Below are 24009 nucleotides of genomic sequence, written 5' to 3'. Positions count from 1 at the left end.
ATGTCGGGACACGCCGATTCGAAGCGCGCGATCTTTCTCGCGCTCGGAGCCAATTTCGCCATTTTCGTCGCCAAGCTCGTGGCGGCCCTGTTCACCGGTTCGGGCGCGATGCTCGCCGAAGCGGTCCACTCGCTGGCGGATTGCGGCAACCAGGGCCTTCTGCTGCTCGGCATGCGCCAGGCCAAGCGGCCGCCGTCCCCCGATTACCCGCTGGGCTGGGGCCGCGCGCTGTACTTCTGGTCGTTCCTCGTCGCCATCCTGCTATTCAGCGTCGGCGGCATGTTCTCGGTGTACGAGGGCGTGCACAAGCTCACCCACCCCGAACCGCTGCGCTGGGCGTGGCTGGCCGTGGGCGTGCTGGTGTTCTCGATCGTCACCGAGGGCATCTCCATGCACGGCTGCCTGCAAGAGGTGAACAAGGCCCGTAACGGCCGCTCGCTGTGGCAGTGGTTCCGCGAGACCCGCGCCAGCGAGTTGCTGGTGATCTTCGGCGAAGACCTCGCCGCCCTGCTCGGACTGTGCTTCGCCCTGGCGGCGATCCTGCTGACCATGGTTACCGGCAATCTGATCTACGACGCCATTGGCACCATCGCCATCGGCGTGCTGCTGATCGTGGTCGCCGTGGCCGTGGCACGCGAGGTGAAGGCGCTGCTGATCGGCCAGGGCGTCGAGCCCCGCCGCCGGGCCGAGATGGTCGCCTTCCTGGAGGCCCGCCCGGAGATCGACCTGGTCTACAACGTGCTGACCCTGCAGATGGGCACCGACGTGATGGTCGCCGTGAAGGCGCGGATGGCGGCCACCCCGACCGCCTGCGCGATGATCGAGGCGATCAACGTCGTCGAGGCCGATTTCAAGGCCCGGTTCAAGGATGTGCGGTGGAGTTTCTTCGAGCCGGATATCGCGGACTGAGGGGAATCTGAGGGCATCGCGCGCAAGCGCGCTCCTACAGGTGCTTTCAGCCGGGGGTAGTACAATCGCCGTCTTGTCCGCAAGCCGAGCTGTCGATCCGATGCCCGTAGCGATACCCCGTCCGCCGCTTCCCGCCAACGCCAAGACCCGCCGCTACTGGGCGACGCCAAACGGCTCGTCCTGGGCCCTTGAAGTCGCCGAAGCCGCCCGGGCGCACGACGGCCTGCTGGTGGTGGTGACCCGGGACACGCGCAGCGCCGACAACCTCGAAAGCGAGCTGGGCGTGTTCGCGGGCGAACTGCCCGTGCTGCATTTCCCCGACTGGGAAACCCTGCCCTACGACGTCTTCAGTCCGCATCCCGAAGTGGTCTCCCAGCGCATCGCCACGCTCTACCGGCTGCCGTCGATCAAGCGCGGCGTGCTGGTGGTGCCGGTGGCCACGCTGATGCAGCGGATCGCCCCGCGCAGCCATATCACCGGGTCGGGCCTGGTGCTGCGCAAGGGACAGAAGCTGGACATCGTCGCCGAGCAGCGCCGTCTGGAGGCCGCCGGCTACCGCAACGTGCCGCAGGTGTCCGAGCCGGGCGACTTCGCCGTGCGTGGCGCCCTGATCGACATCTACGCCATGGGCGCGAGCGAGCCCTACCGCGTGGAGCTGTTCGACGACGAGATCGAGTCGATCCGCACCTTCGATCCAGAAACCCAGCGCTCGCAGCACCAGGTCGAGAACGTGGAGCTGCTCCCGGCCCGCGAATTCCCGGTGACCGACGAGGCCGCCAAGGATTTCCGCGCCGCCCTGCGCGACCGCTTTCCCATCGACGTGCGCCGCTGCCCGCTTTACCAGGACATGAAGGAAGGCGTGACGCCGGGCGGTATCGAGTACTACCTGCCGCTGTTCTTCAAGGCCACGGAAACCCTGTTCGACTACCTCGCGGGCGAGACGCTATTCGTGCTTGGCGAAGGCTCGCTCGATGCCGCCGACGCGTTCTGGACGCAGGTGGCCGAGCGCTACGACCAGCGCGCGCACGATATCGAGCGCCCCGTGTTGCCGCCGGCAGACATCTACCTGCCGCCCGAACTCCTGCGCGAGCGGCTGAACAAGCAGGTCCGCATCGACGTCGTCGCGAAGGACCACGAACACGCCGTGGATCTGGGCACCCAGCCGGCGCCCGAGCTGCCGCTGAACCGCAAGGGCGAGGAGCCCGGCACCGCCCTGCGCCATTTCCTGGCGCATTATCCGGGCCGCGTGCTGATCTCCGCCGATTCCGCCGGTCGCCGCGAAGCGCTGATCGAACAACTCGGCGGCGCCGGCATGAAGCCGGTGAACGTCGAGCACTGGAAAGCCTTCCTCGCCTCCGACGCGGCGTTCTCGATCACGGTCGCCTCGCTGGAACAGGGCTTCGCGCTGACCAAGCCGGCATTGACCGTGCTTACCGAGCGCGAGCTGTTCGGCGAGCGCGTGCGTACCGACCGCCGCAAGCGCGCCGGCGCCGCGCGCGACCCTGAAAGCATCATCAAGGATCTCACCGAGCTGTCCATCGGCTCACCCATCGTGCACATCGACCATGGCGTAGGCCGCTACCAGGGCCTGCTCTCCCTCGATGTCGGCGACATGCCGGGCGAATTCCTGACCATCGAGTACGCCAAGGGCGACAAGCTCTACGTGCCGGTGGCGCAGCTGGGCCTGGTCAGCCGCTACACCGGCACCGCGCCAGAGCTGGCGCCGCTGCATTCCCTCGGTGGTGACGCCTGGGAGCGCGCGCGCAAGAAGGCGGCGGAGAAGGTTCGCGACGTGGCGGCCGAACTGCTGGCGATCTACGCGCAGCGCGAAGCCAAGCAAGGCGAATCGCTGCCGGTGGACCGGCAGATGATCGAGGAATTCGCCGCGACCTTCCCGTTCGAGGAAACGGTCGACCAGCAGCGCGCCATCGACGCCGTGATCGCCGATCTCGCACGACCGCGCGCCATGGACCGCGTGGTCTGCGGCGACGTGGGCTTCGGCAAGACGGAAGTCGCGCTACGCGCCGCCTTCGCTGCCGCGACCGCCGGCAAGCAGGTCGCCGTGCTCGTGCCGACCACCCTGCTCGCTCAGCAGCACTATCGCAACTTCGCCGATCGCTTCGCCGACTGGCCGGTACGCGTGGAGGTGCTCTCGCGCTTCAAGTCGAAGAAGGAAGTCGACAATGCGCTGGAACGCCTCGCCGACGGCCAGGTGGACGTCATGGTCGGCACCCACAAGCTGTTGCAGCCGGATATCCGCTTCAAGAACCTCGGCCTCGTCATCGTCGACGAGGAACAGCGTTTCGGCGTACGCCAGAAGGAGCAGCTGAAGAAGCTGCGCGCCGAGGTCGACCTGCTCACCCTTACCGCCACGCCGATCCCACGTACGCTGAACATGGCGATGAGCGGCCTACGCGACCTGTCCATCATCGCGACGCCGCCCGCACACCGCACGGCCGTGCGCACGCTGATCTCCACCTACCAGCCGGCGCTGGTGCGCGAGGCGATCCAGCGCGAGCTGGCACGCGGTGGCCAGGTGTATTTCCTGCACAACGAGGTGGAATCCATCGAGCGCACCGCGCGCGAGCTGGGCGAGCTGGTACCCGAGGCGCGCATCCGCGTGGCCCACGGCCAGATGCCCGAGCGCGAGCTGGAACAGGTGATGGCGGATTTCCACCGGCAGCGTTTCAACGTGCTGGTCTCCACGACCATCATCGAGTCCGGCATCGACATCCCCACGGCGAACACCATCATCGTCAACCGCGCTGACCGTTTCGGCCTGGCCCAGCTGCACCAGCTGCGCGGCCGCGTGGGTCGTTCGCATCACCGTGCGTACGCTTATTTGATCGTGCCCGACCGCAAGGCGATGACGCCCGATGCGGAGAAGCGGCTCGAAGCGCTGGCGTCGCTGGAAGAACTGGGCGTCGGCTTCACCCTGGCGACCCACGATCTCGAGATCCGTGGTGCGGGCGAGATGCTGGGCGATGAACAATCGGGACAGATCCAGGAAATCGGCTTCGGCCTATACACCGAGTTGCTGGATCGCGCGGTACGTGCGTTGAAGTCGGGCAAGGTGCCGGACTTCGACCTCACCTCCGAACACGAGACCGAGGTGGAACTGCATCTACCCGCGTTGATCCCCGACGACTACCTGCCCGATGTGCACACCCGTCTGACGCTGTACAAGCGCATCGCCAGCGCACGCGACGACGAAGGTCTGCGCGAACTGCAGGTGGAGATGATCGATCGCTTCGGCTTGCTGCCTGATCAGACGAAGTGCCTGTTCGCCGTGGCCCAGCTGAAGCTGATGGCGACGCCGCTGGGCATTCGCAAGCTGGACTTCGGTGCCACTGGCGGCCGTGTCACCTTCCGCGACAAGCCGGATATCGATCCAATGGCGCTCATCAAGCTGATCCAGCAGCAGCCGCGCGTGTTCAAGATGGACGGGCAGGACAAGCTGCGCATCATCATGGAACTGCCCGGCAGCAGCGAGCGCATCCGTGCGGCGCAGGAGACGCTGGTGTCGCTGGGGGCGCGTAGACCTGCCTGATGACCGTTGTAGGAGCGCGCTTGCGCGCGATCGCGCGCAAGCGCGCTCCTACAGGGCGTGGGTCAGGTTACTGGCGTCGAGCGCACCAGGTATTGCACGCTGAACCTGCGGTCCGCGTCCATCCAGACCTTCTGCACCGACAGGCCGGCCTTCGCGGCCATCAGCGCGAAGTCGTCCAGCGAATACTTGCAGCTGTATTCCACCTGCATCGCCTCGTCTTCGCGGAAGACGTAGGTCTCCGGCCCCACATGCACTTCCTGCCGCTTCGCGCTGACCAGCGAGGTCTCGATGCGACCCGCCAGCGTGTTGTAGCGTGCGCGATGACGGAAGCCGTCCACGTCGAAGTCGGTGCCGATCTCGCGATTGAGCCGCACCAGCATGTTCAGGGTGAAATCGCGCGTGACGCCTGCGGCATCGTTATAGGCCGCCTCGATCTCGGCGGTGTCTTTCTTCAGGTCGACGCCGATGAGCACGCCACCGCCATCGCCCATCTCCGCACGCATCTGGCGCAGGATCTTCATCGCCTCCTTGCTCTCGAAATTTCCGATCGTCGAGCCAGGAAAGTAGATGATGGTGCGCCGCGGCGCACGGGCGGCCACGGGAAGGCGCAGCGGCTGGGTGAAATCCGCGCACACCGGCTGCATCGGCACGTCCGGGAACTGCGTCGCGAGCGACGCCACGCTTTCCATCAGCGCGCTGCGCGAAATTTCCACGGGCACGTACGCGATCGGAGCCTTCAGGTGTTCGAGCAGCATCCGCGTCTTGATGCCGCTGCCGCTGCCGTACTCGACCAGGCGTACCTCGAGGCCTAGCGTCGCCGCGATCTCCGCCGCGTGATCGCGCATGATCGCGATCTCCGTGCGCGTCAGGTAGTACTCGGGTTGATCGCAGATCGCCTCGAACAGGGCGGATCCACGTTCATCGTAGAAAAGTCAGGACGGAAGCTTCTTGGGTTTCGCCGAAAGACCACGGCGAACGGTCTGCAAGGTGTCTTCGATATCCGGATGACGGTCGTCGACACGGATATCCTTCGGTTGAGCGCTCATCGATCGTTTCCCAGTCGTATCCCCGAGAACTGCCAACGGGCATGGGGAGGAAAGAAGTTGCGGTAAGTCGCGCGAATGTGGTCCGCGGGCGTGGCGCAGGAACCTCCTCGAAGCACCCATTGACCATTCATGAACTTGCCGTTGTATTCGCCCAGCGCTCCGGCCAGCGGCCGAAAGCCCGGATAACTGACATAGGGGCTCATGGTCCATTCCCAAACGTCGCCATACATCTGTCCGAGCGGGGTCTCGAACGACGAGGCACGAGGTTGGAACATGTCGGCGTCCTGAAGGTTCCCCTGAACGGGAAGGTCTTCGGCCATCGTTTCCCACTCCACTTCGGTCGGCAGGCGCGCACCGGCCCAGTGCGCGAAGGCATCCGCCTCGAAGTAGCTGATATGTGTCACGGGTGCGTGCGGATCGATCGCACGACGCCCTGAGAGCGTGAACTCCGTCTCCAGCGCCTCGTCCCAGTACAGCGGACGCTTCCACTGCTCGGTTTGCACCGTCGCCCATCCGTCCGACAACCATAGCGTCGGCTCTTCGTAGCCACCGTCGTGGACAAAGGCGCGATACTCGGCGTTGGTTACCGGTCGATTGGCCAGCGCACCCGCCTGGCGATACGTACGATGGCGCGGCCCTTCATTATCGAAGTGGAATCCTTCGCCTTCGTGACCGATCTTCACCACGCCCTCTTCGTAAGGTACGAAGCGCAATGTCGGCGCGACCACGGGCAACGCACGCGGCGCATCAGGTGCGAACGCGGGTTCCAGCGGATTCTGCGCGAAAGCATGCTTGATATCGGTGAGCAGCAATTCCTGGTGCTGTTGTTCGTGCTGCACGCCCAGCTCGACGAGATCGGCCAAGGCGACATCGTCGCCCTTCGCGATCAGCGACATGATCGCGTCGTCCACACGATCGCGATAGTCGAACACTTCCTCCAACGTCGGCCGCGTCAGCAGGCCACGCCGTGGACGCGCATGCATCGGGCCCACCGACTGGTAGTACGAGTTGAACAGGTAATGCCATTCCGGATTCGCCACCACGTAACGGCGGTCACGGCAAAGAATGAACTGTTCGAAGAACCAGGTCGTATGCGCGAGATGCCACTTGGTCGGACTCGCGTCCGGCATCGACTGCACCACGGTGTCCTCCGGTCGCAACCTCGCCGCCAGCGCGACCGTACGACGACGTACGGTCAGGTAGTGGATGGCGACGTCCGCGCCTGCCGGCGGAACGGATACGAGGCCGAGCGGGAGGTGGCTCATCGAGGGATGTCCCATGCGGGCGAAGAGGCGCCAGCGACCGCGCCGACCTTGCCCTAGGAAACGTTCAATGGGTGTGAGCGGCGGCGGCGACGTTCTTAACGGTTCCCGCACCCTTGCCGCAGCCGCCCTCGTTTTCCGCGTCGGATCGGCTTAACGTAAGGCTTCCCACCCCGGAGGATCCGTCCATGAACGTCCGTTACGTCATCGTCGCCGGTTTGATCCTCGTCGGAACGGTCCAGGCCGCCGACTCACCCGCCCCCCAGGGCCGCAAGGAATTACCCGTCGCCGAATGCCTGCGCACCGACCAGATCAGCAACTGGGCGATGGTCGACAACCGCACCGTCATCGTCGCCAACGGCCCGAATTTTTACCGGGTCACGACCAACGTGGATTGTCCCCGCATGGATCTCGGCGGCGGCATCCACTTCCGCGGTGCCGAGAGCATCAAGGCCGTGGCGCCGATGCGTATCTGCGGCAGCCTCAACGAGCAGATCGTGCGTCGCGACGACCCGCCGTGCCAGATCCAGTCGGTGGAGAAGATCGACAAGGCCACGTATCAGCAGCTCGAGAAGAAAGCCGCACGCAAGGGTTCGGGTACCGAACCCAACGGCATGGTCCGCTGATCGTCACTGACCTGTAGGAGCGCGCTTGCGCGCGATGGGGTTCGCGGTAACCCCCATCGCGCGCAAGCGCGCTCCTACAGAGGACGGCCCACAAAAAAGCCCGGCCTAAGCCGGGCTTTTCGTTACCACCTACCGCCGACGATCAATAACCGTCGTCACGAACGTAACGCGTGGTGTAACCGTCGTCGTACGTCGTGGTGGTCGTGGTCACGCGACGCGTGGTGTACGCCGGGCCGTCATCGTAGATGACCGTGGTGGCCGGACGGCTGTAGTACACCGGACGGTCGTAGTACACGGTGTTGCTCGGACGGGTGGCGCTGTAAACCAGGCCGGCCACCGCGCCGGCGACAATGGCGCCAGCCACCCAGCGACCGGCGTGGTCGTAGTGACCGCGACCACCGTAGTAACCGCCGTGGTAGCCACCGTAATAACCGCCACGGTAGCCACCGCCGTAACCCCACCCGTGGGCGAAGGATGCGGGAGCGAATGCCATCAACCCCGCGGCGGCGAGAAATAGAGCGGACTTGACGAACTTACCTTTCATGACAGTTACCTCCGGCTGGTGGCTGCAGATTCGCGCTCCGGCACTGAATCCGGACTGAAGTTTTCTGCACCCTCCGTTCACGTTCTCCATGGATTCACGAACGGCTTCCGAAGCAGCCAGCAACCATGAATATCGTGGCGCCGGGAGAAGTCGAACGGGATGCTCGGTGCGCTCCAGTCCTCGATCTGGAAATGGGGTTCCAGGGCCGCCCGATCAAGCTGGAACCGGCGGTAATTGTTCGAGAAGACGATGACGCCCTCCGGCAGCAGGCGCTCGGCGCACAGCATCAGGAGCTTGACGTGGTCGCGCTGCACGTCGAAGTCGTCGGCCTTCTTGGAGTTGGAGAAGGTCGGCGGGTCCACATAGATCACGCCGTACTGCATCGACCGCTTCTCCAGGAAGGACAACGCGTCTTCCTGAACGAGCCGGTGGCGGTTGCCGGTGAAGCCGTTCAGCGCGAGGTTGCGCGACGCCCAGTCCAGGTAGGTGGCCGACAGGTCCACCGTGGTGGTGTCGCGCGCGTCGCCGGCGGCCGCGTAGACGCTGGCCGTGCCGGTGTACGCGAACAGGTTCAGGAAATGCTTGCCGGCGGCAAGTTCCCGGATCTTCGCGCGGACCAGGCGGTGGTCGAGGAACAGGCCGGTGTCGAGGTAGTCGGTCGGGTTGATCAGGAAGCGCAGGCCGCCCTCGCCCACCTCGATGAATTGCCCCTGCTGGTCGAACTGGCCGTACTTGGAGCCGCCCTTGCCGCGCTCGCGGGTCTTCACCGCGATGCGTTCGCGCGGGGTCTCGAACACCTCGGCGGCCACGCGCACCACCTCGCGCAGGCGCGTGCGGGCGACCTCTACCGGGATGTCCTGTGGGGCCTTGTACTCCTGGATATGCAGCCAGTCTTCGTAGACGTCGATGGCGGCGGCGTACTCGGGCAGGTCCTGGTCGTAGGCGCGCCAGCAGGTGATGCCTTCGCGGGACAGGCGCTTGCGCAGGTGGCGGACGTTCTTCTCCAGCCGGTTTTTCAGCATCTGCGCGCCGTCCGACAACGGCTTCGCCTCGCGCGGGGCCTCGTCGCGGGCACGCAGGCTGAAGGTCAGCAGCGGGGTTTCCAGCGCACCGTTGAACAGGGCGTAGCGCTTGTCCGGCGACAGGCGCAGGGCACGCCCCAGTTCCTCGTCGCCGGCCAGCACGGCGGCACGCCAGCCCGGGAAGCGATCCTTCAGCGCCTGGCCGAGTTCACGGTACAGCTGCGGCAGCTGGGCGCGGTCACCCAGGCGCTCACCGTAGGGCGGATTGGTGATGACCAGGCCCAGCGGGGTCTCGGGCGGCGGCGTCACATGGACGGCGTCGCGGCGGTCCAGGTGGACGAAGCCCGCCACGTTGGCCGCCTGCGCGTTGCGCTTGGCGGTCTGCACCATGTTGCCGTCGCTGTCGCTGCCGAAGAACGCCGGGCGCAGGTTGCGCAGGCCCTCGTCGGCCTGGGCCTTGGCCTCTTCCCATAGGGTGCGCCACAAGACGTAGTCGTGCTTGAGCCAGCCCAGGAAGCCGTAGTAACCGCGACGCAGACCCGGGGCCACCCCGGCGGCCATCAGCGCGCCTTCGATGAGCAGGGTGCCGGAGCCGCACATGGGATCGACCAGCGCGCCACCATCGGCGTAGATCCGCGGCCATTGGGCACGAACCAGCATCGCCGAGGCGAGGTTTTCCTTTAGTGGCGCCTCGCCCTGGCGTTCACGCCAGCCGCGACGATGTAGCGGGGAGCCGGACAGATCAATGGACACCGTGGCGCGATCGCGGCGCAGGCGCACGTTCACACGCAGGTCCGGCTCCTCCGGATCCACGTCGGGGCGCGCGCCGCTGGCGGCGCGGAACTGGTCAACGATGGCGTCCTTGGTCTTCAGCGCGATGAACTGGCTGTGGGTGAGCTTGCTCTGCGCCGTGTTGGCGTCCACGGCCAGCGTGCCGTGCGCGGCCAGGTGCTCCGACCATTCGATGTCCTGCACGCCCTCGTACAGGGCTTCGGGCGTCGCCGCCTCGAACTCGGCCACGGGCAGCAGCACGCGGCTGGCCATGCGCGACCACAGGCAGGCGCGGTAGGCCGTTTCCAGGCCGCCCTCGAACGAGACGCCGGCCAGGGCCTCCTTGACGTTCTCGGCGCCGATGGCGACCAGTTCGTCCTTGAGGAGGTATTCCAGGCCCTTGGGGCAGGTGGCGAAGAAATTCATGCGATGCCTTCCAGGAAGCGGCGGAACTCGGCCTCGATCACCGGCAGCGTGGCGCCCAGGCGGTGGTCGTCGCGCAGCAGCAGGGTCGGCATGCCATGGCCCCGGGCGAAGCCGATCGCCTCGTCCACCGGGCACACGTCATCGTCGAATCCATGAACGAGGAAGGACGGCACGTCGGTCCGGGCCGCGAAGGCGCGCGGATAGCCGGGGATATGGGTGGGCAGCGCCAGCAGGAACAGGCCGGCGACCGGGGCGTCGAGCGAGGCCAGGCCGGACACGAAGGCGCCCATGCTGGAGCCGACCAGCACCGGCGGGACCGGCGAGGCCTGGATGGCCCGGGACAGCTGCGCCAGGCGCGGGTCGATGGACCCGGCGTACCCCTTGTGGTCGTCTTCGCGGTAGTCCGGGCGATGGGTGGTCCAGCCGAGCGATTCGGCCAGGGCCGCCAGGGCGCTCACCTTGGTGGCGTCGGGACCAGAATCGGAACCGTGGGAAAGGATGATGTGGCCGCGCATGGCGGTCTCCGTACGCGGAATGACCGGCTATGTTATCAAAGCGGCATGATCGACATCCTCCACGCCCCGCTCCCCTACGAAGCCCGCCTGCCCGAACGCGCCCCAGCCGACGTCGACCTGGTGGTCATCCATTGCACCGAGCTGCCCGACCTGGCCATGGCCCGCGAATATGGCGAGCGCGTGCTCTACGAGGATCGGGGCACCGGCGCCAGCGGGCATTACTACGTCGATCGCGACGGCTCGATCCTCTGCTACGTCGACCCGTCGCGCACGGCCAACCACACCCGTGGCTACAACCCGCGTTCGATCGGTATCGAACTGGTCAACCTCGGTCGCTACCCGGAGTGGTTCGACTCGCGCCGCCAGGTGATGACCGAGCCCTACCCCGAGGCCCAGATCACCGCCCTGCGCACCCTGCTCCAGCATCTCCTGGAGCGCTTTCCCTCACTGCGCCATATCGCCGGCCACGAGGATCTGGACACCGCGATGGTCCCGGCCAGCGACGATCCGGAAACCGAAGTGCCACGCAAGCGCGACCCCGGCCCGCAGTTTCCCTGGGCCCGGGCGATGGTGGACACCGGACTGATCCGACTGGACACCTGAGCGCCGTATAATTCGCTGCATCGTTACAGGGAAACCGCTCCATGTCGGACAACCACGTCAGCGAACTCGTTGAACTGCTCGAACTGGAGCGCCTGGAAGACAACCTCTTCCGTGGCCAGAGCCGCGACATCGGCACCCGCTTCGTCTTCGGCGGCCAGGTGCTCGGCCAGGCGCTTTCCGCCGCCCAGCGCACCGTACCGAACGACCGCGTCGCCCATTCGCTGCATGCCTACTTCCTGCGTGCCGGCGATATCGACGCGCCCATCGTCTACAGCGTGGAACGCACCCGCGACGGCGGTTCCTTCTCCTCGCGCCGCGTCGTGGCGATCCAGCACGGCCAGCCCATCCTCAACGGCTCCATCTCGTTCCAGGTGCCGGAGACCGGCTACGAACACCAGATGTCGATGCCCGAGGTGCCCGCCCCCGAGGACATCGAGCCCATGCCGGCCATGTCCTCGGACCAGCTCGCCCGCCTGCCGGAGAAAACCCAGCGCTGGCTCGGCAAGGACGGTCCGTTCGAGTTTCGCCACGTCTGGCCCCGCGACGAACTGCGCCCGGCCAAGCGGCCGCCGTACCAGCACATCTGGTTCCGCCTCAACGCGCCGGTGGCCGACACCTTGTCGCTGCATCAGGCCTTGCTGGCCTATGCCTCCGATTTCCATCTGATCGGGACGGCCACGCTGCCGCACGGCATCTCCTATCTCACGCGCAACATGCAGATGGCGAGCCTCGACCACGCACTGTGGTTCCATCGTCCGTTCCGCATCGACGACTGGTTGCTGTACTCCTTCGACAGCCCCACCTCGCAGGGCGGTCGCGGACTCGCGCGCGGCATGATCTACACGCGCGACGGCAGACTGATCGCCTCGACCGCACAGGAAGGCCTGATCCGCGTCCGTCCGGACTGAGCATGAGCGTCGAGCTGCGGCACCTACGTTATTTCATCGCCGTGGCCGACGAGTTGCATTTCAGTCGCGCCGCCGAGCGGCTGGGCATGTCCCAGCCGCCACTCAGCCAGCAGATCCGCGATCTCGAATCGATGCTTGGCGTGCGCCTGCTACGCCGCACCAACCGACGCGTGGAACTCACCGACGCCGGTCGCGCCTATCTCGACGCGGCCCGCGACATCATCGCCCGCGTGGACGATGCCGGCGACGTGGCACGCCGCGCGGAACGCGGGGAGATCGGCGAACTGCAGGTCGCCTTCACTCGCTCCACGCCGCTGATCGAATCGTTTCCGCGCGCCATCCGCGCGTTCCGCGAAGCCTATCCGGCGGTGCGGCTCGTGCTCGTCGAACGCAACACGCTGCAACAGATCGAGTCCTTGCTCGACGGCAGCCAACAGGTGGGGCTGCTACGCGGCGGCCACCTGCCCGCCCCGTTGGTATCGCAGACACTGGTGTCCGATCCGCTGGTGGCCGTGCTGCGCGCCGACCATCCGCTGGCCACGCGCAAGCGCAAGGGGCTGCGCATGGAAGAACTCGCCGACGAACATTTCGTGGTGTTCTCACGCGGAGCGGGTACCGGGGTCTACGACCAGTTGCTCACCATGTGCCGAAACGCCGGCTTCATGCCGCGCATCGCACAGGAGGCCGGAGAGTCGTCGACGATGGTGAGCCTCGTCGCCGCCGGACTCGGCGTCGCCGTGCTGCCCGAGTCGATGCGCCACGTACACATCAAAGGCATCGCCTATGTAGCCATCGATTCACCGGATTCGGCAAGTCAGCTGCATCTGGTGCACCGTCGCGACGATACGTCACCGCTGGTGAAAGCCTTCGCCAAGCTCATGTTCGACGCGGCCGACACCTCGCGTTAAAGGCGCTTTGGACGTTTCTATCGCGAAGCACGAAACTGCCGTCCAGTACACAGTTTGACCACGCGGGGTGGGTGTTAATCTCGAAGAAGCCAGGCTGTCTGGCGCCCACCCGAGGATCGACCTTATGCGTAAGTGGAACAAGCCCGCCTACACCGATCTGCGTCTCGGCTTCGAAGTGACGATGTACGTTTCGAATCGCTGACACATCGGCGTCGACGCCCCGGCCTTCCGGGGCGTTTTCTTTCCTGCAACGGACGAACGGATCACCGTGCACATCCAGGTTCTGGGTTCCGCCGCCGGCGGCGGCTTTCCGCAATGGAACTGCAACTGCGCCAACTGCGCTGGCTTTCGTGCCGGCACGCTGCGCGCCACCGCGAGGACACAATCGTCCATCGCCCTGTCCGACGACGGTGTGCATTGGGTGCTCTGCAACGCCTCACCCGACATCCGCGCGCAACTCGCGAGCTTCGCGCCGATGCAGCCGAACCGTGCGCTGCGCGACACCGGCATCTCGGCGGTGGTGCTGCTGGACAGCCAGATCGACCATACGACGGGGCTGCTGAGCCTGCGCGAGGGATGCCCGCACGAAGTGTGGTGCACGGACATGGTCCATGAAGACCTCAGCCATGGATTCCCGCTGTTCCGCATGCTTTCGCATTGGAACGGCGGGCTCGTGCGCCGGCGCATCATTCCGGGTGAGGATTTCACCATCGCCACCTGCCCCCGCCTGCGCTTCACCCCCTTCGCGCTGCGCAGCGCGGCACCGCCCTATTCCCCGCACCGTGGCGATCCGCACCCCGGCGACAACATCGGCCTCGTGGTCGACGACATCGAGACCGGTGGTCGGCTGTTCTACGCCCCGGGACTTGGCGAGGTGGACGACGCGCTACGCGCCGTCATGGCCAGCGCGAATTGCCTGCTCGTGGACGGCACGCTCTGGCACGACGACGAGATGCAACGACGCGGCGTCGGCACACGCACCGGGCGCGAGATGGGCCACCTCGCCCAGCACGGACCGGGCGGCATGCTCGACGTGCTGGATACGCTGAACGTACCGCGCAAGATCCTCATCCATATCAACAACACCAATCCGATCCTGGACAACGACTCGCCCGAGCGCGCGGAACTGACGCGCCGTGGCATCGACGTCGCCTGGGACGGCATGGGTATCACCCTCTAGGCGGACGACGTGACACAGGCGCTCTCCCGGCAAGCGTTCGAACAGGCCCTTCGCGACAAGGGCCGCTACTACCATATCCATCACCCGTACCACGTCGCCATGTATGAAGGTCGCGCCACGCGCGAGCAGATCCAGGGTTGGGTGGCGAACCGCTTCTATTACCAGGTGAACATTCCCCTGAAGGACGCGGCGATCCTCGCCAACTGCCCGGATCGCGACGTGCGCCGCGAATGGCTGCAGCGCATCCTCGACCACGACGGTGCGCCGGGCGAAGGTGGCGGCATCGAAGCATGGCTGAAGCTCGGCGAAGCGGTCGGCCTCGATCGCGAACAGGTGCTTTCGCAAGAGCTGGTGTTGCCCGGCGTGCGCTTCGCCGTGGATGCCTACGTGAACTTCGCGCGCCGTGCGACCTGGCAGGAAGCGGCCAGCAGTTCTCTGACCGAACTGTTCGCGCCGGAGATCCACCAGTCGCGCCTGAGCAGCTGGCCGCAGCACTATCCGTGGATCGATCAGGAGGGTTACGCCTATTTCCGTACCCGTCTCGGGCAGGCACGTCGGGACGTGGAGCACGGCCTGTCGATCACGCTTGACCACTACACCACGCACGATGCCCAGCAGCGCATGCTGGAAATCCTCCAGTTCAAGCTCGACATCCTCTGGACCATGCTCGATGCGATGAGCATGGCGTATGAACTCCAGCGACCGCCGTATCACACGGTCACGGCGGATCGCGCCTGGCACAAGGGAATCGCCCTGTGAGTCGTGAACGCATCCCCCGCTGGCGCCCCGGCTACCGCTTCCAGTGGGAGCCGGCGCAAGAAGCTTTCGTTCTGCTGTATCCCGAAGGCATGGTCCGGCTCAATGACGGTGCCGGCATGGTCGGCGAGCTGATCGACGGCCAGCGCAGCATCGCGCAGATCATCACTACGCTGTCGGACGAATTCCCCGACGAGGATATCGGCGGCGACGTGGACGACTTCATGCAGGTGGCCCATGAAAAGCACTGGCTCCAGTTCGCCTGACACCACGCGTCCCGGCATGCCGTTCTGGCTGCTCGCCGAGCTGACCTACCGCTGCCCGCTGCAATGCCCCTATTGCTCCAACCCGCTCGACTTCGCCGCACAGGGCAAGGAGTTGACGACGGAGGACTGGTTCCGCGTACTGCGAGAGGCGCGCGCCATGGGCGCGGCGCAACTGGGTTTCTCCGGTGGGGAACCGCTGGTACGGCAGGACCTGCCCGAGCTGATCAGCGAGGCGCGCCGGCTCGGTTTCTATACCAACCTCATCACCTCCGGCATTGGCCTGACGGAAGCGAAGATCGCCGACTTCCGCGAGCGTGGGCTCGACCATATCCAGATCAGCTTCCAGGCCAGCGACGAGGACATGAACAACCTCATCGCGGGATCGCCGAAGGCCTTCGCCCAGAAACTCGCGATGGCGCGCATGGTGAAGGCACAGGGGTATCCCATGGTGCTGAACTTCGTGACGCACCGGCACAACATCGATCGCATCGACCGCATCATCGACCTGTGCCTCGCGCTGGAGGCCGACTACGTGGAACTGGCCACCTGCCAGTTCTACGGCTGGGCCCACCTCAACCGGCTCGGCCTACTGCCCACGCGCGAGCAACTGGAACGCGCCGAGCGGATCACCAATGACTATCGCGAACGGTTAGCGCGGGAAGATCATCCCTGCCAGCTGATCTTCGTCACCCCCGACTACTACGAGGAGTGCCCCAAGCCGTGCATGAGCGGCTGGGGCAGCATTTTCCTGACCGTAACCCCGGATGGCACGGCCCTGCCATGCCATGGCGCCCGCCAGTTGCCCATCGCGTTCCCGAATGTCCGCGAGCACTCGCTCTCGCACATCTGGTACAACTCGCCCGGCTTCAACCATTTTCGTGGTGATGGCTGGATGCCCGAGCCATGCCGGTCCTGCGACGAGAAAGCGAAGGACTTCGGCGGCTGCCGATGCCAGGCCTTCATGCTCACCGGCGACGCCGCCGCGACGGACCCCGTGTGTGCGAAATCGACACACCACGACCTGATTCTCGCCGCACGCGCCGAAGCGGAAACGGCAACCCGTCGTATCGATGAGCTGACCTTTCGCAACGCACCCAACTCACGCCTCATTGCACGCGTCACGCCGACATGACCCAACGCCTCAGCGCAGCGCAGGCCGTCGCGGCCGGTGCCGACTTCACCGAACTGGCCGCAGGACCGGAAGGTCTCGTTTTCGGACGCTTCGATCCCGCCGATGGTGCGACCCGCCTCTGGATCTGGCGCGATGGACAAGCACGCTGCCTGACGCCGGACGGATACAGCATGCGCAGCCGCGTCTACGAATATGGCGGTGGCAGTTTCTGTGTCGCAGGGAGCGCAGTGTGCTTCGTCAACGAGAAGGACCAGCAGGTCTATCGACAGGCGCTTGATGCAGGTGCGCCGGAGCGCTTCGGTGGCATCGACGAGGCGCGCCATGGCGACCTTGTGTACGACCAAGCACACGAACGGGTGCTCGCCGTGGAAGAGCATGACGAAGGTGCTCGGCTGCCGGTGCATCGGATCATCGCCATGGATGCACGAGGACAACGACAAGTACTCGCGGAAGGCACCGATTTCTATGCGTCGCCTCGCGTCGCGAATGACGGCCTGTCGCTCGCCTGGATCGAATGGGATCGTCCTCATCAACCCTGGACCCGAACGCGTTTGATGCGTGTTGCCTTGGATGGATCTGGCATGCCCTCCGGCGCACCCGTAGTCGTCGCGGCCGGTGACGAATCGATCCAGCAGCCCGCCTTCGCCAGGAACGGCGATCTGATCGCACTGACCGATCGGGATGGCTGGTGGCAACCCTGGCGTTTTCCCGTTCATGGCGCAGCCATGGCCATCCCCTCGCCGCAAGCCGATCACGCTGGCGCCTCTTGGCAACTAGGCGCCCATACGTGGCTCGGACTCGACGACGGCCGACGGTTCGTCACCTGGTTCGACAAGGATTTCGGGCGGCTGTCGTTGCTCGACGGCGAGGATGTCCATGAGCTCGCGCCGTCCTACACACGCTTCCGCGCCATCGCAGCGGACGAGCGACGTCTCTACGCGATAGCCGCATCCGCCACTCGCTCCTCGACCATCATCGCGATCGATCGTGGCACGGGCGAGTTGGACATCATCGCTGGCGGGGGATCGCCATTGCCCGATGAGGACATCACGCCACCTCAACCCATCACCTGGCCCGTCGTAGGAGCGCGCTTGCGCGCGATCGCGCGCAAGCGCGCTCCTACAGAAGCTCACGGTTTCCTTTATCTGCCACGCACCACCACGCCGCCGCCCCTGCTCGTCTTCGTCCACGGCGGCCCGACCTCGGCGACACATCCCGCCTTCGACCCGCGCATCCAGTTCTGGACCGGCCAAGGTTTCGCCGTGGCCGACGTCAACTACCGGGGCAGCACCGGCTACGGCCGCGCGTATCGCGACGCGTTGCGTGGCGCCTGGGGCGAAGCGGACGTCGACGATGTCTGCTCCCTCGTACCCTGGCTCGCCGAACAGGGGCTGATCGATCCGAAGCGCGCCTATATCCGCGGCGGCAGCGCAGGTGGCTATACGGTGTTATGTGCCCTGGCCTTCCGCGATGTCTTCCGCGGCGGCGCGAGCCTCTACGGTGTGAGCGACCCCATCGCGCTGGCGAAGGACACCCACAAATTCGAAGCGGACTACATGGACTGGCTGATCGGCGACCCCGTGGCCGACGCCGCGATCTACCGCGAACGCACGCCCCTGCTCCATGCGCAGGACATCGACGTACCGGTGATCTTCTTCCAGGGCCTGCGCGACGCGGTGGTCGTACCCGCACAAACCGAAGCGATGGTCGCCGCACTCCGCGAACGCGGCATCCCTTGCGAATACCACGCCTACCCCGAAGAACGACACGGCTTCCGCCAGGCCACCACCCTCGCCCACGCCCTGGAACACGAACACACCTTCTACACCCACCTCCCCTGACCACGCGCGCTCTATCCCGGCGACTCCCCCCCTTGTAGGAGCGCGCTTGCGCGCGACCCCTCAGCACAGCCAACGCGAATGAAGCCATGCCCAACATCCCGGGCAACGCTCCCCTACCCCAACGGCTCCAACCGCCGAAGTTTCAACGAAATCACCAACCCCGCCACCACCAGCACACCTACGTACATAGCGACACCATTCCACCCCGCATGCGTCCACGCAAAGCCACCCAACGACCCGGCGATACTCGACCCCATGTAATACGAAAACAGATAGCACGACGACGCATGCGCCTTAGCCAGCGGCGCCCGCTTGCCCACCCAACTACTCGCAATGGAATGCCCGCCGAAGAACCCAAAGGTCACCAGCGCGATGCCGGTGACAATGGCCCACAGCGACTGCGTCGCCGTCAGCGCCACACCCGCCAGGGTGATCACGAACGCCGTCCACAACACACGACGGCGCCCCAGCTTGCCGGCAATCGCCCCCATCCACGCGGAACTACCCACGCCGATCAGGTACACCATGAAGATCGCACCCACATGCGACTGTGACAGCGAGAACGGCGGCGCCAGCAGTCGATACGACGCATAGTTGTAAATCGTGACGAAGGCGCCCATCAGCAGGAACGCCTCGGCAAACAGCCACGGCAAGCCCTTGTCACGCCACAACGAGCCGAACGACGACAACAACGCACGCGGATGCGCGCGACGCGGCTCGAAATGCAACGAGGGCGGCAGCCCTTTCGCCACCAGCGCACAAGCGACCAGACCCAGCGCACCGATCACGCCGACGGCAACACGCCAAGAGGAATGATCCGCCGCAAAGCCGGAGATGAGGCGACCACCCATGCCACCGATGGCATTGCCACCGATATAGAGGCCCATGGCGAAACCGAGCGAATCGGCGTGGATCTCCTCACTGACATACGTCATCGCCACAGCGGGCAAGCCAGCCAGCGTCACACCGAGCATTGCGCGCAGCACCAGCAGGCTCGTCCAGTTCGGCGCCATCGCCGTCGCCAGCACCAGCAACGATGACCCCAGCAATGATGCAAGCATCACCGGCTTGCGCCCCCACATATCCGACAGCGCGCCCGCGAACAGCATCGCCACGGCGAGCACGCCCGTGGTGACCGACAGCGACAGCGAACTACCGGCGGCATCGACACCGAAGGCACGCGAGAAGGCAGGGAGCAACGGCTGCACGCAGTACAGCAGCCCGAACGTGGCGAAGCCCGACGAGAACAGGGCCAGGTTGGTGCGCCGAAACGCCGGCGTGCCATGACGAATGCGCCGATCAACCAACACCGCCGGCGCGGCGGACGACGAGCCGTCCACAAGAACCTCCAGGGAATGAACCATAAGAAAAGGTTAGACCCTGAATTGAGTCGAATCGATAGAGCAAAAGCTCCCGTTCAATACTCAGGACGAATCAATGTATGTGTAGGAACGCGCTTGCGCGCGACCCTACCGGGAAGCCTCGCCGCTCACGGCCCCATCCCACCGCACCGCCGCCGCCAGCTCTTCATCGGACAACCCCAGGTCACCGGCGTCGTCACCAAGGGTAAAGGTCACCACCCGATTCCCATGGCGGGAGAGCACCCGATCAGCCGACGCCTCGTCGATCGACAACCCCTTCTTATCCTCGCTATGCAAGGTAGCCACGGTCTTCCCGGCGGCGACGAAGCGCACGCCATCCCCGTGCGTCAAGGCGACGGCCTGCACCACCCCCGCCCAGCGCTCCGGCCCGACAAAGGTGAACCCCGCCTTGGCGTCCCGCCACTCGAAACGGCGCATCGGCTCGGCGGCCGGCGCGGGCTCGCCATGGGTGCCGGGCGGCGGCCCGGCCTGGGCGAAAGCCGGAAGGGAAAGGAACAAGGCGAGCGCGACAGCTTTCATGACGGACTCCGGAAGGAGCACACAGCCTACGCCGTCCGTGTGTCAGGCGCCCCTGTCGCTCGCCGATGCCGGGTCGATGGCTGATTCGCGGCCGCTCACCCAGGCAAACAGCACGATGCCCAGCACGATGGCGACTGCGCCGAACGCGGCCAGCGCGTCCGGGAACGGCTCGCCGAGGAAGGCGACGCCGATCCCTGTGGCAAACAGCAATTCGGCGGCCTGCATGGCCTCCACCGCCGCCAGCGCGGTCGGATTCCGGCCCACACTCTCGGTCGCGTGGAAGAACAGCACCGTAGCGATGACACCCGAGGACAGGGCCACACCGCCCGCGAGCAGCACCTCGCGCCCCGTCGGCGGCCCGACGGTGGCCCAGGTCACCACGGCCAGCAACAGCCACAGCGGCCAGCTCGCCAGCGTCATGCCGAAGACCCGTTGCACGGCGCCCAGCCGGGTGCCGCTGCGCTCCAGGTGCAGGAGGATCATGCGGTTGCCCAGCGGATAGGCGAACGCCGAGAACATCACCGCCGCCACGGCCAGCCATGCGGCGGCGTCGAGCGAACCGTTCGCATGCCCCACCTGGAGCAACATCACGCCGCCCACGATCAGCGCGCCGATCGCCAGGGCACCGACCTGCCACCGGGCGCGCTCGTCGCGATAGATGAACGGGGCGAGCAATGGCCCGGCAAGCACGGTGGTCTGGAAACTCCCCGCCACCAGCCAGGACGGACCACTGGTGGCGGCCCAGGTCAGCGGGATGCTGAACAGCACGAAGCCCACGCTGCTCCACAACCACCAGGTACGCGGGTACGTACGTAACTCATAGGGCAGCTTGCCCAGGCCGCCCTGGAACGGCAGCACCGCCGCGAGCAACGGCAACGTGATGAGGTAGCGCAGGATCACCGCCCATTGCCAATGACCACCGCCACTGACGATGGCACGGTTGAACACATAGGTGCACGCGAAGAACAGCGCCGACAACAGCGCGATCGCCACGGCTTTGAGGGCAGTAGGACGCATGGGGACATTGATGATCGACATGGGTGGGTCGACTATGCCAGATCGAGGCGACATGCATCCCGACTGCGGGACGCGACCCGTTTTTCTGTAGGAGCGCGCTTGCGCGCTCCTACAAAAGCCGTCGCCCGGTCAGAGCGGCTCGAGGTGCGTCAGCAGCAGCCGCACGCTTTCCCTGCCCTGCCAGTCGTTGACGGTGAGTTCGTACGCCGCGCGGAAGCGCTGCGGGGGTGGCGTGCCGTCGTAGCAGCTGAACATCACGGCATCCAGCGGTGCGCCGCCTTGTTCGTGACGAAGCTGGAAACGCAGGTGGCGCGTGCCCATCGGCTTCCATGACGCGCATTCGAAAACGTTCTCGAACAGCGGCGGCGGGAAGCCCTGGCCCCACGGCCCGGCATGGCGCAGTTGCCGTGCCAGGTCGAGGGTGTGGTCGCGGTAGTCGAGTTCGCCGTCCGTGTGGATCGAGGCCTGCAAGCGCTCCTCGTCGAGGTGCGCGGTGGCTACGGCGTCGAAAGCGGCGACGAAGCGTGCGAAGTCCGCCGCGCGCAGGCTCATGCCGGCGGCCATCGCGTGGCCGCCAAAACGCAGGATCAACCCAGGGTGCTTCGCGTCGATCTCGGCCAGCGCGTCGCGGATGTGGAAGCCAGCGATGGAACGCGCCGAGCCACGCAGTTCGTCGCTGTCGTCGCCGGCGGGCGCGAAGGCCATGACAGGGCGATGCAGCTTGTCCTTGAGCTTCGAGGCGACCAGGCCGACGACGCCCGCGTGCCAGCCGGGATCGAACAGCGCCACGCCCACCGCGTCCACATGCGCCGCCTTGGTGACCATGCGCTCGGCCTCGTCCACCATGCCCGCCTGCATCTCACGGCGTTCCTGGTTGATCGCGGAGAGCTGTTCGGCGTAACGGCGGGCGATGGCGATGTCGTCGGTGAGCAGGCACGCGACGCCGAGCGACATGTCTTCCAGGCGCCCCGCCGCGTTGAGACGCGGACCGATGGCGAAACCCAGGTCGGTGGCGGCCACGGTGGCGATGGAACGGTTGCTCGCCTCGACCAGCGCTGTGATACCTGCGCAGGCCTTGCCAGCGCGCATGCGCTTCAGGCCCGCTTCCACCAGCACGCGGTTGTTGAAGTCCAGCGGCACGAGATCGGCCACCGTGCCCAATGCGACCAGGTCGAGCAACGCGCCGAGGTCCGGCTCGCCTTGTGGGAAACGACCTTGCTCGCGCAACGCCGCGCGCAAGCCGAGCAGAAGATAGAACATGACGCCGACACCCGCGAGCGCCTTGCTCGGGAAGCCGTCGCCGGAGAGATTCGGATTCACCATCGCATCGGCGTTGGGCAGCACGTCGCCCGGCAGATGATGATCGGTGACGAGCACGCGGATGCCACGTGCGTGCGCCGCTTCGACACCGGCGATGCTCGCTACGCCGTTGTCGACGGTGACGATGAGGTCCGGTGCGGGGTCGAGCGAGGCGACAAGCGCTTCGCTGAGACCGTAGCCGTGGACGAAACGATTCGGTACCATGTGGCGAACCTGACTCGCGCCAAGCAAGCGCAGGCCGCGCACCGCCACGGCCGTGCCGGTCGCGCCGTCGCAGTCGTAGTCGCCCGCGACCACGATGCGCCAGCCTTCGTCGATGGCCTGCGCGAGCAGGGCCACGGCGCGCTCCATGCCGCCCATCTGGGCCGGTGAAAGCATGCGCGCCAGCTTGTGGTCCGCCTCGTCGGGCGTGCAGACGCCGCGCGCGGCGTAGATGCGCTGGATCACCGGATGCGCCCACGCGGGCCAGCCGCTGGGTGCGGTGGCGACGGCGCGGCGATACCAGAGCTTGCCGGTCATGCCTTGCGCCAGAAACGCAGGCGATGCCGCTTGCGCAGCACCATGCGGCGTCCGTCGGCGAAAGAGAGACGCAGTTCGGTGCCGGCGTCGAGGTGGGACTGGAGCATGGGCCACCAGTCGCGTTCGAAGGCGGTGGGTTGGATGTCCTGGAGGTCGAGCAGGCTTATCTGTAGGAGCGCGCTTGCGCGCGATTCGGGGGTGTCGCCAGCGTGCATCGCGCGCAAGCGCGCTCCTACAGAAGTCCGGGTTTCGTTAGTGCCACCGGAAAGCAGGGCCGAACGGGGTTGGACTTCGACGTCGGCTTTCTGCGCCAGAGCCCACACCAGCAGGTCGTCGCTATAGATGCGTTGCTGTCCGCACTCCACCCAATCGGGCAGCACGCCCGCGCCCCATAGCCAGACGCTGTTGATCGGCGGCAGGCCTTCGCGTGTGCGCAGCGCGTTGGTGGGATGGTTGTGCAGCACGACCTGCGCTTCGTTGAGCAGCGCGCGCCAGCGTCGGCCCTCCTCGCCTTGCGGAAGCTGTTCGAACAGATCGGCGCCCAGTGCCTCCTCGGGCTCGGGGAACGCAGGCACGCCGACGTACTCGGGCACGCGAAGCTGCCAGTGCTGCGGGTCGCCCACGGACAGGCTCATGCCTTCGGCGGAGAAGGTTTCGGCGAGCGCCACCACCATGCCCTCGGCCTCTTCCGGCAAGACACCAAGATTGCCGCAACCGAGCAGACGCGCACCGTTGAGTTCCGGCTGCACCCAGGCAGGATCGGCGCACAACCAGAGCGCATCGCCTGCATCGCCGGCCACCGCCTGACGAATCAGCGCGGCGGCGGGCAGTGGCCCCGAGGGCCAGCGGAAATGTTCGGCCAGCGCGGCGAGGTAACCCGGCACCGCCGATGGCAGCGACGTACCGCGTGCCAGCCATGCCGTGAATTCAGGGATATGCGCGAGCTTGTCGCGTCCCGGCAGCAGCAGATGCAGGACGTTGGCCATG

Annotated in this window: 21 protein-coding genes and 1 pseudogene; 12 read left to right on the top strand and 10 right to left on the bottom strand. The window is 66.1% G+C overall.

What is annotated here, in order from left to right; genetic code table 11:
- Complete coding sequence (locus GAK28_RS11200) at positions 1-909, top strand: cation transporter (protein ID WP_291778661.1); 909 nt, start codon at positions 1-3, stop codon at positions 907-909.
- Between the two features lie 100 nt (positions 910-1009).
- Entirely contained in the window at positions 1010-4459 is a 3450-nt protein-coding gene (gene mfd, locus GAK28_RS11195; RefSeq protein WP_291778658.1) for a transcription-repair coupling factor, read from the top strand.
- 62 nt (positions 4460-4521) lie between these two features.
- On the opposite strand, the pseudogene egtD reads toward mfd, so the two are convergent.
- Both egtD and egtB read right to left on the bottom strand, forming a co-directional pair.
- A pseudogene (egtD, locus tag GAK28_RS11190) lies at positions 4522-5505 on the bottom strand (L-histidine N(alpha)-methyltransferase).
- Positions 5502-6770: an ergothioneine biosynthesis protein EgtB gene (gene egtB / locus GAK28_RS11185; RefSeq protein ID WP_291778656.1), complete on the bottom strand. Its 1269-nt coding sequence runs from the start codon at positions 6768-6770 to the stop codon at positions 5502-5504. Before egtB ends, egtD begins: the two are co-directional and overlap by 4 nt.
- Before the next feature lie 185 nt (positions 6771-6955).
- Between egtB and GAK28_RS11180 the strand changes: the two genes are divergently transcribed.
- Positions 6956-7393, top strand: a complete 438-nt coding sequence (locus GAK28_RS11180) for a DUF6491 family protein (protein ID WP_291778652.1) — start codon at positions 6956-6958, stop codon at positions 7391-7393.
- A 142-nt stretch (positions 7394-7535) separates the two neighbouring features.
- Here GAK28_RS11180 and GAK28_RS11175 read toward each other — a convergent pair whose 3' ends face one another.
- From GAK28_RS11175 to GAK28_RS11165, 3 genes are all read right to left on the bottom strand, one after another.
- Positions 7536-7937 carry a hypothetical protein gene (locus GAK28_RS11175; RefSeq protein ID WP_291778649.1) on the bottom strand — a complete coding sequence of 134 codons (402 nt, stop codon included), beginning with the start codon at positions 7935-7937 and terminating at the stop codon, positions 7536-7538.
- A gap of 77 nt (positions 7938-8014) precedes the next feature.
- Positions 8015-10156 (bottom strand): bifunctional 23S rRNA (guanine(2069)-N(7))-methyltransferase RlmK/23S rRNA (guanine(2445)-N(2))-methyltransferase RlmL, encoded by a 2142-nt coding sequence (rlmKL, locus tag GAK28_RS11170; RefSeq protein ID WP_291778646.1) that lies wholly within the window; start codon positions 10154-10156, stop codon positions 8015-8017.
- A complete protein-coding gene (locus tag GAK28_RS11165; RefSeq protein ID WP_291778643.1) occupies positions 10153-10671 on the bottom strand; it encodes an alpha/beta hydrolase in 519 nt (172 codons plus the stop codon). The genes rlmKL and GAK28_RS11165 overlap by 4 nt, the downstream gene beginning before the upstream one ends.
- A 45-nt stretch (positions 10672-10716) precedes the next feature.
- Between GAK28_RS11165 and GAK28_RS11160 the strand changes: the two genes are divergently transcribed.
- The 9 genes from GAK28_RS11160 to GAK28_RS11120 all read left to right on the top strand — a co-directional run bounded on the left by GAK28_RS11160 (position 10717) and on the right by GAK28_RS11120 (position 18265).
- A complete protein-coding gene (locus tag GAK28_RS11160) occupies positions 10717-11274 on the top strand; it encodes an N-acetylmuramoyl-L-alanine amidase (protein WP_291778640.1) in 558 nt (185 codons plus the stop codon).
- 41 nt (positions 11275-11315) lie between these two features.
- Positions 11316-12182, top strand: a complete 867-nt coding sequence (tesB, locus tag GAK28_RS11155; RefSeq protein ID WP_291778636.1) for an acyl-CoA thioesterase II — start codon at positions 11316-11318, stop codon at positions 12180-12182.
- A gap of 2 nt (positions 12183-12184) precedes the next feature.
- Positions 12185-13090 (top strand): LysR family transcriptional regulator, encoded by a 906-nt coding sequence (locus GAK28_RS11150; protein WP_291778633.1) that lies wholly within the window; start codon positions 12185-12187, stop codon positions 13088-13090.
- A gap of 124 nt (positions 13091-13214) precedes the next feature.
- Complete coding sequence (gene pqqA / locus GAK28_RS11145) at positions 13215-13292, top strand: pyrroloquinoline quinone precursor peptide PqqA (protein WP_291778738.1); 78 nt, start codon at positions 13215-13217, stop codon at positions 13290-13292.
- A 66-nt stretch (positions 13293-13358) separates the two neighbouring features.
- Complete coding sequence (gene pqqB, locus GAK28_RS11140; protein ID WP_291778630.1) at positions 13359-14270, top strand: pyrroloquinoline quinone biosynthesis protein PqqB; 912 nt, start codon at positions 13359-13361, stop codon at positions 14268-14270.
- Between the two features lie 9 nt (positions 14271-14279).
- Positions 14280-15029: a pyrroloquinoline-quinone synthase PqqC gene (gene pqqC, locus GAK28_RS11135; RefSeq protein ID WP_291778628.1), complete on the top strand. Its 750-nt coding sequence runs from the start codon at positions 14280-14282 to the stop codon at positions 15027-15029.
- Positions 15026-15292 carry a pyrroloquinoline quinone biosynthesis peptide chaperone PqqD gene (gene pqqD, locus GAK28_RS11130; RefSeq protein ID WP_291778626.1) on the top strand — a complete coding sequence of 89 codons (267 nt, stop codon included), beginning with the start codon at positions 15026-15028 and terminating at the stop codon, positions 15290-15292. The genes pqqC and pqqD overlap by 4 nt, the downstream gene beginning before the upstream one ends.
- A complete protein-coding gene (pqqE, locus tag GAK28_RS11125; protein WP_291778622.1) occupies positions 15264-16424 on the top strand; it encodes a pyrroloquinoline quinone biosynthesis protein PqqE in 1161 nt (386 codons plus the stop codon). Before pqqD ends, pqqE begins: the two co-directional genes overlap by 29 nt.
- On the top strand, positions 16421-18265 hold the full coding sequence (locus GAK28_RS11120; protein ID WP_291778619.1) for a S9 family peptidase: 1845 nt from the start codon (positions 16421-16423) through the stop codon (positions 18263-18265). Before pqqE ends, GAK28_RS11120 begins: the two co-directional genes overlap by 4 nt.
- 113 nt (positions 18266-18378) lie before the next feature.
- Here the strand turns inward: GAK28_RS11120 and GAK28_RS11115 are convergent, their stop codons facing one another.
- From GAK28_RS11115 to GAK28_RS11095, 5 genes are all read right to left on the bottom strand, one after another.
- Complete coding sequence (locus GAK28_RS11115) at positions 18379-19605, bottom strand: MFS transporter (protein ID WP_291778616.1); 1227 nt, start codon at positions 19603-19605, stop codon at positions 18379-18381.
- Between the two features lie 129 nt (positions 19606-19734).
- Positions 19735-20166 carry a hypothetical protein gene (locus tag GAK28_RS11110; protein ID WP_291778613.1) on the bottom strand — a complete coding sequence of 144 codons (432 nt, stop codon included), beginning with the start codon at positions 20164-20166 and terminating at the stop codon, positions 19735-19737.
- A gap of 42 nt (positions 20167-20208) precedes the next feature.
- On the bottom strand, positions 20209-21183 hold the full coding sequence (locus GAK28_RS11105) for a multidrug resistance efflux transporter family protein (protein ID WP_291778610.1): 975 nt from the start codon (positions 21181-21183) through the stop codon (positions 20209-20211).
- Positions 21184-21312: 129 nt separating this feature from the next.
- Entirely contained in the window at positions 21313-23022 is a 1710-nt protein-coding gene (recJ, locus tag GAK28_RS11100) for a single-stranded-DNA-specific exonuclease RecJ (RefSeq protein WP_291778607.1), read from the bottom strand.
- A complete protein-coding gene (locus GAK28_RS11095) occupies positions 23019-24008 on the bottom strand; it encodes a phosphoglycerate mutase (protein ID WP_291778604.1) in 990 nt (329 codons plus the stop codon). The genes recJ and GAK28_RS11095 overlap by 4 nt, the downstream gene beginning before the upstream one ends.
- Position 24009 lies beyond the last annotated feature (1 nt).

The sequence above is a fragment of the Luteibacter sp. genome (assembly GCF_009912395.1).
In the GTDB taxonomy this organism is placed as follows: Bacteria; Pseudomonadota; Gammaproteobacteria; order Xanthomonadales; family Rhodanobacteraceae; genus Luteibacter.
This window is presented reverse-complemented; position numbering and strand designations above follow the sequence as displayed.

Bases quoted from the DNA above. Each gene is read 5' to 3' on its own strand.
- GAK28_RS11200 (WP_291778661.1), top strand. From the start codon at position 1: ATGTCGGGACACGCCGATTCGAAGCGCGCGATCTTTCTCGCGCTCGGA.
- mfd (WP_291778658.1), top strand. From the start codon at position 1,010: ATGCCCGTAGCGATACCCCGTCCGCCGCTTCCCGCCAACGCCAAGACC.
- egtB (WP_291778656.1), bottom strand. From the start codon at position 6,770: ATGAGCCACCTCCCGCTCGGCCTCGTATCCGTTCCGCCGGCAGGCGCG.
- GAK28_RS11180 (WP_291778652.1), top strand. From the start codon at position 6,956: ATGAACGTCCGTTACGTCATCGTCGCCGGTTTGATCCTCGTCGGAACG.
- GAK28_RS11175 (WP_291778649.1), bottom strand. From the start codon at position 7,937: ATGAAAGGTAAGTTCGTCAAGTCCGCTCTATTTCTCGCCGCCGCGGGG.
- rlmKL (WP_291778646.1), bottom strand. From the start codon at position 10,156: ATGAATTTCTTCGCCACCTGCCCCAAGGGCCTGGAATACCTCCTCAAG.
- GAK28_RS11165 (WP_291778643.1), bottom strand. From the start codon at position 10,671: ATGCGCGGCCACATCATCCTTTCCCACGGTTCCGATTCTGGTCCCGAC.
- GAK28_RS11160 (WP_291778640.1), top strand. From the start codon at position 10,717: ATGATCGACATCCTCCACGCCCCGCTCCCCTACGAAGCCCGCCTGCCC.
- tesB (WP_291778636.1), top strand. From the start codon at position 11,316: ATGTCGGACAACCACGTCAGCGAACTCGTTGAACTGCTCGAACTGGAG.
- GAK28_RS11150 (WP_291778633.1), top strand. From the start codon at position 12,185: ATGAGCGTCGAGCTGCGGCACCTACGTTATTTCATCGCCGTGGCCGAC.
- pqqA (WP_291778738.1), top strand. From the start codon at position 13,215: ATGCGTAAGTGGAACAAGCCCGCCTACACCGATCTGCGTCTCGGCTTC.
- pqqE (WP_291778622.1), top strand. From the start codon at position 15,264: ATGAAAAGCACTGGCTCCAGTTCGCCTGACACCACGCGTCCCGGCATG.
- GAK28_RS11120 (WP_291778619.1), top strand. From the start codon at position 16,421: ATGACCCAACGCCTCAGCGCAGCGCAGGCCGTCGCGGCCGGTGCCGAC.
- GAK28_RS11110 (WP_291778613.1), bottom strand. From the start codon at position 20,166: ATGAAAGCTGTCGCGCTCGCCTTGTTCCTTTCCCTTCCGGCTTTCGCC.
- GAK28_RS11105 (WP_291778610.1), bottom strand. From the start codon at position 21,183: ATGCGTCCTACTGCCCTCAAAGCCGTGGCGATCGCGCTGTTGTCGGCG.
- recJ (WP_291778607.1), bottom strand. From the start codon at position 23,022: ATGACCGGCAAGCTCTGGTATCGCCGCGCCGTCGCCACCGCACCCAGC.
- GAK28_RS11095 (WP_291778604.1), bottom strand. From the start codon at position 24,008: ATGGCCAACGTCCTGCATCTGCTGCTGCCGGGACGCGACAAGCTCGCG.